The 14,472-nt window shown below is 31.9% G+C and carries 8 protein-coding genes; 1 reads left to right on the forward strand and 7 read right to left on the reverse strand.

Translation table 11 applies throughout. The features are described from left to right. Positions 1 to 222 precede the first annotated feature (222 nt). From AN960_RS01350 to AN960_RS01365, 4 genes are all read right to left on the reverse strand, one after another. Positions 223 to 4,167: a S8 family serine peptidase gene (locus AN960_RS01350; RefSeq protein ID WP_056465731.1), complete on the reverse strand. Its 3,945-nt coding sequence runs from the start codon at positions 4,165 to 4,167 to the stop codon at positions 223 to 225. A gap of 1,077 nt (positions 4,168 to 5,244) precedes the next feature. Next, on the reverse strand, positions 5,245 to 5,811 hold the full coding sequence (locus AN960_RS01355; protein WP_056465732.1) for a hypothetical protein: 567 nt from the start codon (positions 5,809 to 5,811) through the stop codon (positions 5,245 to 5,247). A 592-nt stretch (positions 5,812 to 6,403) separates the two neighbouring features. Further along, positions 6,404 to 6,694, reverse strand: coding sequence for an SAV0927 family protein (locus AN960_RS01360; protein WP_056465735.1), 291 nt, complete (start codon positions 6,692 to 6,694; stop codon positions 6,404 to 6,406). Positions 6,695 to 7,003: 309 nt separating this feature from the next. Beyond that, complete coding sequence (locus AN960_RS01365) at positions 7,004 to 7,564, reverse strand: GNAT family N-acetyltransferase (RefSeq protein WP_056465736.1); 561 nt, start codon at positions 7,562 to 7,564, stop codon at positions 7,004 to 7,006. A 169-nt stretch (positions 7,565 to 7,733) separates the two neighbouring features. On the opposite strand from AN960_RS01365, the gene AN960_RS01370 reads away from it, so the two are divergent. After that, positions 7,734 to 8,531 (forward strand): formate/nitrite transporter family protein, encoded by a 798-nt coding sequence (locus AN960_RS01370; RefSeq protein WP_056465738.1) that lies wholly within the window; start codon positions 7,734 to 7,736, stop codon positions 8,529 to 8,531. Between the two features lie 118 nt (positions 8,532 to 8,649). On the opposite strand, the gene AN960_RS01375 is transcribed toward AN960_RS01370, so the two are convergent. The 3 genes from AN960_RS01375 to AN960_RS01385 all read right to left on the reverse strand — a co-directional run bounded on the left by AN960_RS01375 (position 8,650) and on the right by AN960_RS01385 (position 14,470). Then, on the reverse strand, positions 8,650 to 9,672 hold the full coding sequence (locus AN960_RS01375; RefSeq protein ID WP_056465740.1) for an NADH:flavin oxidoreductase/NADH oxidase: 1,023 nt from the start codon (positions 9,670 to 9,672) through the stop codon (positions 8,650 to 8,652). 286 nt (positions 9,673 to 9,958) lie between these two features. Beyond that, a complete protein-coding gene (locus AN960_RS01380) occupies positions 9,959 to 12,412 on the reverse strand; it encodes an Ig-like domain-containing protein (protein WP_056465741.1) in 2,454 nt (817 codons plus the stop codon). Between the two features lie 423 nt (positions 12,413 to 12,835). Further along, positions 12,836 to 14,470, reverse strand: coding sequence for a hypothetical protein (locus AN960_RS01385; protein WP_056465743.1), 1,635 nt, complete (start codon positions 14,468 to 14,470; stop codon positions 12,836 to 12,838). Positions 14,471 to 14,472 lie beyond the last annotated feature (2 nt).

Below are 14,472 nucleotides of genomic sequence, written 5' to 3' on the forward strand. Positions count from 1 at the left end.
ATCACTAATTATTACATAATAAATAGGTTGGCCAATGAAATGACCAACTTATTTTTGTTTAATTTTACCAAATTAATAGATAAAACGTCTATATTATTCAAAATATTTCACAAAATTTGTTGCCTTTTTTCCCTTAGTAATGATAATTAAACAAATCTAAGTTCAAAAAAAATCCCGATATACTCAAAAGAGCAATCAGGATTTTTGTTTTGCTAAAGATTATTATTTAACTAAAGAAAACTGAGTTAATTTAAATGAATCTACATTTATTAACTTGTTTGTTGCAGCTTGAGATTTTGTACCAGTAGCAACGATTTTAATTGTGTGAGCTTTATTTGCTAGATTTTGTAGATTAAAAACATTTACTTTATATTTACGGCTAGAAGAGTAAAGGTCAATTTGCTTTATTTTTTTACCATCAATATAAATATCAGCTTTACCCATATTCTTATCTTTTAAAGCGAATACAGTAATACCTGTACCACTAAAATTGTATTGAAGCGATCCAGTAGATCCTTTTGTTTGATTAATAGAGCCGCCAGAAGCGCTCTTATAATTTAACTTACTCCAAGTTCCAGAGTATTTTACATTAGAATCATTGTTTTCTACTGATTTCGTTGTTTGCACTGAAATATTTATACTATATTGGCCAGAGCCTGTTATAGCAGAAGGAACGATATAGTACATTCCATTTTTTGTTGGTTTAAAGACAATTTTTTCAGTAGACGTGCTACTAGCAGACTTTTTCAATTCTTTCGTACCATAAATAGTTGATGTTCCAATGTTGTATAATGAAAGATCAAAGTTTGCATTAGTAGGGCCTGTTAACGTAATTTCATATGTTTTGCCCGCGACTAAGTTTTTAGCCCAAACATCTTTAAAGTCGTTTGCGGCAGTATTAAGACTTCCTTTTGCAGTACCTGTTATATATTGTCTTCCATTAATATCATCATCGTAAACGTACGAAATTGGTGATGAAAAAGGTGTTTCTTTATTATTTGTATTAATAGTTACGACATAGTCGTATTTTCTGCCTGGTTTTGCAGTCTTATCCATATAAGGTGCTGTCTTGGTGTTATTTATTTTTGTATAGTTTTTTTCCGTAGACTCTTTGCGGTAAATATTATATGAGTCAGCCCAGCTCTTAGCTGTCCATGAAATAACAGGATATTTCATTTTAGTGTCAAAAGATGTTTTCAATGTAATAGGATTTTCTTTTACAACAAATTTATCCAAATTGATCCCAGTAGCTGATTTTCTTGCCGCTGGATCACTTTTTCCAGTCCACACTATTCTTATAGAGTGATTGCCAAAAGTATTAAATTCATACTTCAATAAACTTTGCTTCGATTTGAAGGTGCTATCATAAAGCGATTTTGATGCAAACTTATTGCCGTCTATATATACATCGGCAATTCCTTGCGAAGGATCTTTAAAACCTTGCCATTCAATGCTAGACCCGACAAAAGAAAACCTAACTTCTCCTTTAGAATTAAGTACCCCTGCCATTTCTTCTGAGAATTGTGGATTCATTTTTGGCATCCAATCTCCATCTAAAGTCACAAAGCTAGAATCATCTTCATACGATCCATCGAAATTACCAGTGTAAAGTTTATAGTTTCCTGTACCTTTGTAATCGTGGACATTTAGAAAATAAATGCCAGTTCTAGGAGCTATAAAGTTTATCTTTTCATTCGATGAATTGACGTTCTCTGAGTATGCAACCATTCCATTTTTATTATTTACGCTAGTTGTGGATTCATTGTAAACATACAAATCAAAATCGGTTCCTGCTTCACCATTTAATGAGAATGTGATTCCTTGTCCTTCTTTTAATGACAATGCATAAACATCGTCTTTATCACCAGCGTTATTAGGTGTTTTTTCTTCTAATCTGCCATCTTTAACAAATTTATCTAATTGAACACCTGGTGTATCATTGTCATCAAATTTATCAAGATCCGATGCTCTAATAATATTTCCAGTACCTACAAGTCCTTTTAGGTTTTCTAGCTTCTTTCCTTTTGCACTAGTATATAGTTTAAGCATCTCTGGTGACATGTTCGGATTTAAACCTAATAAAATAGCAGCAGCACCCGTAGTATGTGGAGTTGCCATAGATGTTCCACTATAATAATCATATGCTTGTGAATAATCAGAAACATATTCTGAATTTATGACTGCCTTTGAATTATTAGATTGAAGAAAATCAGCGAAATAGTATGGAAAATCATACCTATTTACATTTAAATTAGTATTTTCATAGATTCCACCAGATAATCCTTTTACATTCAAACTTGGACCCATATCTGGGTATACATTTAAACCTAAAGTATCCTTAACAAATGGTGATTTTTCTTGTCCTGATAAGGCGTTAACACCTGATAATAATAATTTACCACCATTTGAAAGATAATTTTTTAACATGTCTGTATCAGATTTAGTTAAAGTTGTACCTTCATCAGATATTATTCCAAGCCCGTTACCAGTATACCAAACTACAGCTTCGTAGGAGGATAACTCGGTACTGCTCTTGTAATCTGAAAGAGAGGATTCAGAACTTATTGTTACCTTATCCACGTTAGGCAACAGTTCATTATATATTGGTGAATAGTCTTTAAATATCTTTGAAAGTTCTGGTTCGTTGAATAATTGAGCAAGATCATGTTCATCATCTTGAACAAGTAAAATTTTCTTTTTATCCGTTATATCTAAATAACTTAAAGCTTTGTCAAAAGCAGCTTGTCTTTCTGAGTCTGTAGTTTCTTCGGACCCTATTTTTTCGTAGCCTATTCCATCAAATATTGCCTTGTAATTATCTCCAGAAATTTGTGCCGATGCTCCAGCTCCACCTTTAATATTCAATTTTGCTATAATTTCATCGATTGGGTATTTAGGAACTGAGCTTAAAATGTCAACTCCAGGAGCAGCAACATCAACAGATTCCGCACCATAATTTGAGAAAGGTGCTAAGTTACCTTTGTTATCAACAGCAGCTACAGATAAGATATTAGAACTTTCATAGCTTGCAGGATAAGCTCCCTCTTCATCATTATCCATTCCATCATTACCTGCAGCAGCTACAAATAAGCTATTGGAATTTTCAATTGCTTCTTCAAGTAATGGATCGTATTCTCCGCCACCCCAGCTGTTATTTGTGATTTTAACTCCCATATTCTTAGCATATTCGATCGCATCAATAGCATCTGCCGTTGTTCCACCATCAGGACCAATGAACTTTAATGGTACTATTTTTACGTTTGGAGCTACACCAACGATCCCTTTATTATCTTTTGTTAATTCTGCAGCAATTGTACCTGAAACATGTGTACCATGCTCATCACCATCAAGTGCATCATAAACAGAATTATCGTCGTGATAAAAATCCCAGCCATTTACATCATCAACATAACCGTTATGGTCATCATCAATACCATTACCAGGAATTTCCTTTGTGTTTGTCCAAATTTTTCCTTTTAAATCTGGGTGGTTAATATCCACGCCCGTATCAATTACACCTACTAATACTTCCGGTAACTTAGAACCATATTGTTTCCAGCTTTCAGGTGCGTTTACATCAATATCCTTTATTCCTTTGCTGCCATTAATCGTCTGTTCGTGATTATCCAGTCCCCATAATTTACCTTCTTCATAATAGTTAACCGTATCTTTAAAGTCAGAAGCATAATATTTGTAGTTCGGTTGTACAGATTCAACGTTTGGATCCTTTTTTAGTTTAGTTATGTAATCACTATTGCTTTCACCAGTTGGAATATGTACTACTTCAGCGTTTAAATTCTTTAATTTCTTTGAAGACTTTAAAGAATATTTTTTCTGAAGTGAAGTGATTTCACTTGAAGTCACTTTCTTTTTATATTTAACAATTAATTCACCTGGTTGTTCATTATGTTTATTTACTGACGATTTTTTTAATTTATCTCTTAATTTTGTTTCAATTTTAGATTCTGCCTTCTTAGGGAGTACCTTACCACTTACTTTTGGTACTTCCTTCATTTGGCTTTTTCTAAGGTTTTTACCAGAGGTTACCTGATTAGTAACTGTACTATTAGCTCCTGTTACTGAAGCAGCTTGAACTGTTCCAGAATAAATACTTGAAAATAAAAGAATTGTTGATACAGGTAAAGCTAAATAATTTTTTTTCTTCATAGTTGAGCCCCTTTATTTAATAGATTCAAAGAAAATAAACTATACACAAATCTGTAACTATTAAATATTAATCCATTCGTTTAAATGATGGATTTAATTTTAAATGTAGTTACATTAGTTCCAAATCAATACGATCAACCCCCTCCTTTCCCTTGGAATTATTTTCTAGTAATCACTTAATAATACCTTTTTGTTTAATCAAAAATAGAACTTTTGAATTTGATAATTGATGGTTTTGGGAATTTTCAAGGTCTAATTACCTGTTAATTAATTAACGTAGCAAGCGTTTTTACTCACTATTAATAGAATAAGAGATATAATTGTAACAAACTCTTATTAATTGTAAGTTATTTAAAATAAAATTAACATATAATTAATTATTTTTATATATAAATAGGAAAATTTTCCTTAACATTTTTTACCTTAGAACTTTTTTATAATTTGTTTTCATCATTCTCATTCCCCTTTTCGATCGATTGAAAACTTATATAAAAATTTCAAACTCACCTCCTATTCCTTTCACCACGATTTTTAGAATGCTTTGTCATTCTAAATTTTATATTTATTTCACTACTACAATAAGATTAGTAATATTTAACTAACCAATCTTCTAAGTAAATAAATATAATTAAAATTTTACATACACCAGAATTTAGAGTAAATTGGGGGAATAATGCAGGGTACAAAGAACATAAAAAATGGGCATTTCGATTAAAAATATTGTCATTTAAACAATATTTAAATAGAATTACTAGATAATTTGAGGGAATATATCTATTTTTTATTGAAAACACTTAGTTTTTTGCTTTGATTATTACTTATATTTGGGGAAATTACTAAATTAAATGATATTTTGTGAAGCAGCTAAAATAATGTGTCGAAATGTTTTTTTAAATTCTTTGTTCTAAAATAAAAAAATAGGTAACAAGATAGTAACGGGTTCTCTTCTGGGGGACAAAAGATAAAAAAAGTAAATAAAATAGAATAATTTAACACAATAAAAAGCATTGGTATTCGCACCAATGCTTTGTTTTTTTATTTACCTATCTACAAAAAAATAGTATAAATTTTCGGCTACTATTTTTTAAATTTAAAATTAGCAATTTCTTTTCCGCCTGATGTTACGATTAAAGAACCATCTAAAGCATTTTCTTTTAGTTTTTCTAGTTTGTTTGATGACGGAACTCTCACAGGAATTTCAGTAGTTTCCTCGGTTACACCTAAGTCAAATGTAAGAATGTATTTTCCAATCTTATTAGATTTAATTCCCCCATCAAACTGAACACCATAACCTAAGCCCGTTTCATCATACGACGAAGGATTAAATATATTAAATCCTATTATATCTTTGGAAATAGTAGCTAATTTTTTGCTAGGAACAAACTTTACCTTTAAAGTCGTATCTGCTGTACCTCCGATTTGTCGATTTCCATTATTTTTAATTTTAAATTCGTAGAGTAAAGCTGTTGGAATAACCTCTTGTCCCTTTTTATCACCCTCTGTTAAAATGGTTGAGCCAACATATTTTTTATCATTAACAATGTCAATTTTTTTACTTACAAGGTCTAAAGATGGTTTAGATGAGCAAGCAGTTAAGAGAACAAGTAGCAATGTTGTACTTAAAAGTTTAATAAACAATTTCATATTCCATCCCCCCATTTAATACCATTCACGCTTATTTTATCATATAAAAATTTCCATTTTTTAGAAAAAATCATCTTAAATATAAAATATCCTCATTTGTAAATATTTTATTCGCTATACCTAAACGATGGGTTGGTGTTGGCTTTTGCTTATATTCTGTATTATAAGTCAAACAAAAGTTGTAATAAGTTCAAGTTCTAAGGAAGGATTGCACAATAAATTGGTTCTATAAAACGCATTATTTTAAGGATAAATAATGCGTTTTTTAGCACCAATTTTAACTATAAAAATCGTTTTAATTACACAATGTACAATAACTATTGTACATTGTCATTTTAGTGCTATTTGATGAACCATTTATACTGAATTAATTAAACAAAAAGCGTAATATCAATAAAAATAGACCATTCCGATACTGTGAAATGGTCTGCGATTTTAAATGCGATTTCTATATTTTGTCTCCGTAAAGAGAACCAGTTAGCAAAATAGCTACTATCTTTTTTTAGTTATGAAACCGAACATGTACTTCTAAAAAAATTTACTTCTTAATACAAATTAAAAAGAGTCTCCTAAAAATGGAGACTCTCGCTTTTTAATATTGATCACTAAAAATTTTTTGGTCCAAGATGGAATGAAAAAACGATTCAATTTCTTTAATGTCTTCAGCTGCAATTCCCAGCTTTTGGTCCCAGTGTTCTGGATGGTCAATATCTTCTCTGCAAAGTAATACCATTCTTCCACTTTGAATAGAGACAACCATTGCTTTCCCTAGAAACTTTTCCGAAAAGATAACAGCAAAGTCGTAGCGATGGCTACCTGCAGCGATACAGTAATAATGAATGTTTTGGTTTTCTTTCTCTTCCGATATAATGTAGAAATTCATCCCTACCACTCCTTTTTTTTTCACTATAGTTTTTACTTTGAGCATCTTACAATTAAATCGATCTACTGCATCGATTTTTTAAAAGAAAAGAGAATAAAAACTCTCTTTCTTAATTAATTAGATAAAATTTGCCAATTTTCCTTTATTTTTATTGAAAAAATTTATGACAAAGTAAAAATTATGTCATAAATGCTTCTAAATTATTTTCAAACCAGAGTAAAATTGATCTTTATTATAGAATTATTTTTCAAAAAAAAGATAAACAGTAAACTGTCTATCTTAAATTAAACAAAATATTAATTTAACAAATTAATTTTGCACAACCTTCTCTGCAAATTCTTCTTCTAAAATTGCCAAACAAACATGATCATACCACTGATCTCTAATCTTTAAGTTTTTTCGATAGTATCCTTCCTTCACAAATCCAACTTTCTCAAGGACGCGTAAAGACCCTAAATTTTCAGGATTAACTTCTGAAGTCACTCGATGGAATTTCAAATCATCAAATGCAATTTTTAAAGCAATTTTCAAAGCTTTCGTCATATATCCATGGCCATTAAATTTTTCTCCAATTTGGTAACCAACCATACAACTTTGTTTAGGTCCTCGTGTAACAAAAATGAACTGTACTTCTCCTATTAAAGTTAAATTATCGTCTTCTTTAACAAAGATCGCAAAATCATATCTACTATCTTCTGCACTTTTTTCCATATACTCTTTTATACTATTCATTTGTCCTTCAACAGTGTAAAAGTCCTCTTTCCTTAACGTAGGAGACCATTTTTCAAAATGTTCTTTATTTTCTACATGTAATTGTAACTTAGCCTCTGCATCCTCAAATATATATGGGCGTACGATAATTTCTTTCAAAAAAACCCCTCCAATAAACTATTCTATATCTACTGTTAGTAATCCATCTACTCTTGTTATAAAGGGAATATTTAATTATGAAAATTTTTAATAATTAAATTTTACCATAAAATTTTATAAAAATGTTATTTCTTAAACATTAATGGACAAATTAAAAAGGGGTGATACCATGGAAACTAAACCACTTTTAGAAGTTGAAAAATTGGCTTTAAAGAAATTAAAAATATTTGAACAAAGCCATCTCCGCTACGTATTAAGAAGTATGCTTGCAAGTATGTTTATAGGATTCGGTGTAATGGTAGCTTTCAAGACAGGAAACGGCTTTTTCTTAGTTAATTCTCCTGTTGCTTACCCAATCGCAGCATTAACATTTGGTTCAGCAATTGTGTTAATTTGGTATGGTGGTGGAGATCTCTTCACCGGGAATACATTTTATTACACATATGCTGCATTGAGAGATAAAATGAAGTGGCCTAAAGTTTTTGAGTTATTGATATATAGTTATATAGGGAATGTTTTGGGGGCTTGTCTTTTTGCTTTTATCATTTATACTACTGGACTTTTTGACGCTCCTGACTCAAGTGCATTTCTATTATCAGTTGTCGAACATAAAATAGATAATTCAATTTTTCATTTATTCGCAAGGGGCATCTTATGTAATTGGCTCGTGTGTCTTGCCTTTTTCATCCCAATGTCTTTTGGTGAAACTGAAAATCTAACAAAAATTACTGCGATGATGTTGTTTGTGTTTTGTTTTTTTATGTCCGGTTATGAGCATAGTATTGCCAATATGTGCTCCTTTGCAATAGCACTTGTAATTGATCATCCTTCCACTATTTCTTTTTCAGGTATTATACGAAATCTAATTCCTGTTACGATTGGAAATCTAATTGGTGGAGAATTTATGATGGCAGTTATGTATTATTTTGCTAACAAACCATTTTTTGATGAAGTAAATTCAAAATAAGGTTTTTAATGAGCTGAATTTTGAACTTTGTCTAAATATTTATTAACTAACCAATTTTTATAGCTTCATTAAATCAAAAAGTACGCTGGTCAATCAGCGTACTTTTCATATTTTATTCTTAATATGCTCTTTCATAAGGTTTTGGAGTCAAAGGTTTCCCTTCAAGAAGGATAGAAGCTTCATTCGCCCAATAAGGATTGCTTAACATCCCACGACCAACAGCGATTAAATCCGCTTCTTCATTTCCAAGTATAGATTCTGCAAGATTTGCATCATCTAATTTACCTACTGCAATTACAGGGATTTCTACTTCTTTTTTAATCTGTTCAGCCAATTTGACTTGATATCCAGGATGAGATCCAGGTCTACCTCCTGAACCGATTGGCCCTTCACCACCAGATGAAACGTGGAATAGATCGACACCTGCATCACGGAATGCCTTAGCCATTTCGACAGAATAATCTAGTCCATAGCCTCCATCCACGTATTCTAACGCAGAAATTCGCATAATAAGTGGCATGTCAGCTGGCATTACACTTTTAGCTGCTTTAATGACTTCTTTTCCAAATAAAAATTTATCTTGACCATATTCATCTGTTCTTTGATTCGTATATGCAGATGCAAATTGATGGATAAGATATCCATGTGCTCCGTGAAGCTCAATCGTATCAACCCCTGCAAGAACCGCGCGCTCTACACCTTTTTTGAACTTTTCAACCATTTCTTTCACTTCTAGAGTTGTTAACTCATGTGGAGTTTTTGATTTCTCGTTAAAAGGTTTTGGTGAAGAGGACACTGGAATTGGAGCATCTTCTGCTTTACGTCCTGCATGAGCAATTTGAATCGCAACTTTTGCACCATATTTATGACATTCATCGATAATGCGCTTAAATGCTGGTATATGATCATCACTCCAAATTCCTAGGCAATAATCTGAAATGCGCCCTCGATCTTCAACATTTGTCATTTCGATAATGATTAAACCCGTACCTCCGATTGCACGACTAGTATAGTGAACGAAATGCCAATCTGTTGGAATCCCATCTTTTAAATGGACTGAATATTGACACATAGGTGGCATTACAACACGATTTTTTAATTCTAATCCTTTGTATTTGAATGGTTTGAATAAATTAGACATAGTCAACGTCCTCTCACATACTTTTTATTTAAGCTACAATCCCATATTATCCCAATCAATTCAAAAGTTCTATTTAATTGCTCAACTCATTCATTTATCTTACCCAAGAAATATAAAATAAAAGGTAGAAAACGAAGTACCTTCTATTATTTAGTATTGGTTGAATTATTATAAAAGAAATTGACAAAAAAGAGGATTAAGTCCTAAATACTATAGGATTCAATCCTCAACTTTTATTTTTAAAAATCTTTAACTTTTTGATTACTATTAATATAGTTTATATACTTCAATTGATCTTAAAAGAAAGTGGCTTTGATTTGTTTCCAGCGAGATCTTTTGCTATTATGGTAACGATTTGTCCTTTCTTTTGTGGAGGAATGTATAAATCAAACCCTGCATCTCTAACACTTGACCAATTGTGTGCAATTAATTTTGTACCTTTTCTCACTTCAATTTCCACATGGTGTTGAGTTTTTCCTGAAAGCATATACCATTTTTTTGTTTTTACAATTTTTTTACTCATTGTAAAAGTTGGAGGTGTTTTATCGATCACGGTCAGATATGTTTGACCCGAATAATTTCCGCCTTTATCTTTAAATTTCACATACAGTTCTGTCCCTGCTTTTTGCTTCGGAATGTGAATTATAAAACTACCGTCCGATGAGACAGTGCCTGAGCCAATTAGTTTACTAGGATGCATCGAGTAAACAAGAACTGCAACCCCTGGTTCTCCTTTTCCAGTTACTTTCCCTTCATAATCAGTTGCATAAGGTTTTAATGGATTCGCAGGAGGTGTTTTATCTTTCACAGTTAATTTAATTGGTGGCGAAACATTCCCACTATGATCCTTCGCCTGAATAGAGACTATTGTCCCCGCTTTTTGTATCGGATAATTGATAAAATATGTTCCATCTTCTTTAACGGTCGTTGTGGCGATGATTTTACTATTTGCCGTAAATGTAATGGTTGAATAAGGTTCTCCTTTTCCAAGCATCCCATTTGTTCGGTCTGACATTTCTTCTACCTCTTTGATTGTTGGAATTGTAACGTCTTTAATAGGGATAAATAGTTCGTTTTCACCTGTATTACCATTTAGCACTTGTAATTCATCTATTCGCATCCTGAGATAGGTGCTGTACACATGCCCCTGTATTGGGACAGAGAAATGCCCGTTTTCGTCACTTTCACCAACTCCAGCAAGTTTCTCTTGGGCTTCGAGTGGATTAAACGTATAAAAATGAATATGAACGTTTGGTAGAGTCTGCCCACTTACTATTTTTCCATTATTGTATATCTGATCAACCGTTGCATAAGGTTGAAAGGTTGCTTTTAAATTATAGTCTTGATTACGACCATACTCTCCGTTTGGCGATTGAACGGTCAACTTATAAGGATAGATATTTTCATTAATCAAATAGGTATAAACAGTCTCGTCCCCTTCTTCTCTCACAAACGTTGGTTGTAAATAATAAGTCATTCGAAGATCAAGTTGTTCATTAAAATTAGAACGAAATCGTAGTTGAAGAATCCCTTTTCGATCAACTTTAGGAATCGAATAAAAATCAAGATCATGTAAATAGTCCATTTTCCCGTCATAGACTTGATCAAAATTAATAAATGAAGGATTTTTTCCATTCGTCCACTCGTCTGACTCTGGGACATCAGTTCGTCGAATCGTATACATCCCGTTTTTCATTGCATCGTTTTTTCTTTTGACTTTCACATAATACGTACCCGGCAATAAATAACCATCGTACGGATAGTTTTCATCCGTCGATACACTAGAATAAAAATTTGAATTGACGATTTCGACATCCGCACTCTGAGTGTCTAAAACGACTCGAGTACGTTCAGGTACACTCACTTTGTACCAGTCAACGTCAAATGAATTGGTAAAGGATGCGTGATACTCAACATCGGGTAATAATTCAGTTGCTTGCTGTCTTATATTATTTGGTTCACCCTCGGCGTTTTGAGAAAATTCATCATTTGTCGGAAACGAGACTTCTAGCTTGTAGTCAACTTCTTTTGAATGATTGGTATTCGGTGGTGTAACGGTTATAAAATATGTACCTGGTTCAACGAGTTCATCGATTGAATTACCATAAGTCGTTTGGTCATCTAAATACCACTTGCTTCCATCTTCATTTTCCAACCAGATTCCATAATCGAGTGTCTGTGAAACACCGGATATTGCAGCGAATAATTCACCTGATTTTTCTACTGTTATTTTATACACATCACGATCGTAAGCGTCTTCGATATAGCCTGAAATGGTTTCTCCGCTTTGAAGAGGATAAGCAAGGCCTTTTACATCATTTGGTTCGTAGACTTGATTCCAAGTCGGTTGATCAGTAGGTAGAATGATTTTATACTGATACGAAATCGGATAATCGATATTGATAGGACCACGGATTTCTAACGCATACGTTTTTCCCTTTGAGACCTTAAAAACGGACGGATTTCGAACCGCATCAACAAGTTTGCCATTTTCATCGTAAAAGTACGCACTAGTCTTCGCTATCGGTGAAATAGAATAAACTGCTATTTCACCAGAGGCATCCGGTGTAATCTCATACCGATGAATCTCATTGAATGAATTAAGTTGTCCATCTATTTCATTTGTGTCACTTCCCGTGTAAACGTAAACTTTTTTGTCCACCGCTTCAGCTACAGCATTGTTTGGTAATTGTGCTGCAAATAATATAATCAGGACGAATAAGTAAAATCGAGTTTTCATGTTTGCTCAGCTCCCCATTTCATAGTATAGCAATAAATTTGACTGAATTATATAACTTCTAGAATCCAATGGTAAAAAGTAATTATTTATTTAAAACGTGAAATTATCTTTATTTCTTTAGAAGTAAACTCGTTAAATATGGAGTTTTCCAAGATGATTTACTCATTCTTCTCATTAGGCTCACTTGAATTAAAGTTCATAGTTTGAATATTAAAAAGGACTGTCATTTTTTTTTGACAGTCCTTTTAATATTATTAGATTGATTGATAAGTTCTTCTTAAATAGTTCCATAATAATTAAGAACTGCATATAAAAAGAATTACTTTTTCATTACATTTTTACTGTTCAAATAAATCACATTTAATTGAACAAAAAAATCATAATTAGAAACTATAATAACTATTAATCTTTAATTTCTTCGTTTCAAAAATTCCAAATCGTTTTATAAGCATGTTTCCATGAAAAGAACGTTACAATAATTAACAATACTAAATAAATCAATACACCAAATGGAATAAACGTTATTCCCCAGTGAATTAAGGCCAAAATCCCCCCTAAAACTAAGGCAATCAATATTTTAATACCAGAATTTTGTTGAGCATCCTCAAACGACTCTGAAAATGGGAGCGATCCTTTAAGATAATTTGAGCAAATAACGGTATATAAAATTGAGCTTACAAAAACAACTAATATATCAGGAATTATTTTAATACCAAAGATTCCGATAAAAATTATACTTAAAATAAAATAGACAGGAAAATATAGATTTGCAATAAATATTTTTAAAGTTGCACTATATAATGGTGCGAGGTTTGATACTGGCGCTGTTTTATAGATCCAAGCTCCTTTATATTTCCCGGAATATTTTAGCATGGCGATTGCATTCGGAATGATTAAGCAAGACATATAAATCGTTAAATAACTCTTGCTTAATACTAAATGATGATAAGAATAAATTTGTAGTTGATTAAATAAGAAAACGAATGGGAGAACGATTGATAATCCTAATGATGGATAAACCTTTAGTCTAAATTCTCTTTCATTTCGCATCATATTATCTGCGAATTTAAAAAATACCTTTTCTTCATTATTATTGCAAATAACTCTAGACAGCCAATTCTTCCACTTACTGTCTTTTTTTCGATTAATACCACTATTATTTGATAATTTTTGAAGATTTTTCTCAAAGGATGGGATCAATAAACTATAGAACATGATCGCAATAATAGGGATTATTACTGCTAAAATAGAAAATCCAATAAGATATGTACTCGTGTTACGATTTAAAATTAACTCAAATGGCGCCCCAAACCAAATAGGGGGAATAAGAAAATGATACCAAGTTGGCGAAAATGACATATCTAGATTTACTAAACTAAATGCTCTACCAACAAGTTGATAACCTACAGCAATTGAAATTGATAGTCCGATTTGGACGTAATTGATAATATCTTTTAACTTTTCACCATCAAAAAATCTTAAAATGAAATAATAGATAATCGACGTTAAGACAACTATAAATAAATTAACGAGAAGAAGCTCTACAATTGCCAAAATTAAGAATAATAATCCGTGTCTAAATGTCCCAACTATTACTGGCAAAGCTGTAATTGATGTTGTTATTAATATAAGATAGATTGATATATGTACCATTTTTGCAGCAGTAATCGTCTTTTTTCCAATTGGTTTTGTATGTAGAATCCCCTTATCTTTCACATCAAGTAAGACATTTGAAAAATCCGAGATCATTGATGTCATGATGAGGAACATAATAATGCCAAAAAAAGCGCTCATTTCATATACATAACTTTTTCCAAAAAGCACTAAAGGAATGAGCATCAAACTAAGTAAAGCATACACTCCTAATGATTTTATGATTCCATTTTCTTCGTCTTTCTTTGTTTTCTTGTTATTTTGATTAAAAATGGTCGGTGTCCTACGACTATCCATTGTTAATTTTACGGCTAAAATTTTACGCATGATTGGATACTCAACACCAAACAATTCAAATAGCGGTCGAAAAAAGTCTAAGATTTTTAACATAGGGAAATCCTTCATCG

It is taken from the genome of Bacillus sp. FJAT-25509 (assembly GCF_001420605.1).
Classification (GTDB): Bacteria; Bacillota; Bacilli; order Bacillales; family Bacillaceae_G; genus Gottfriedia.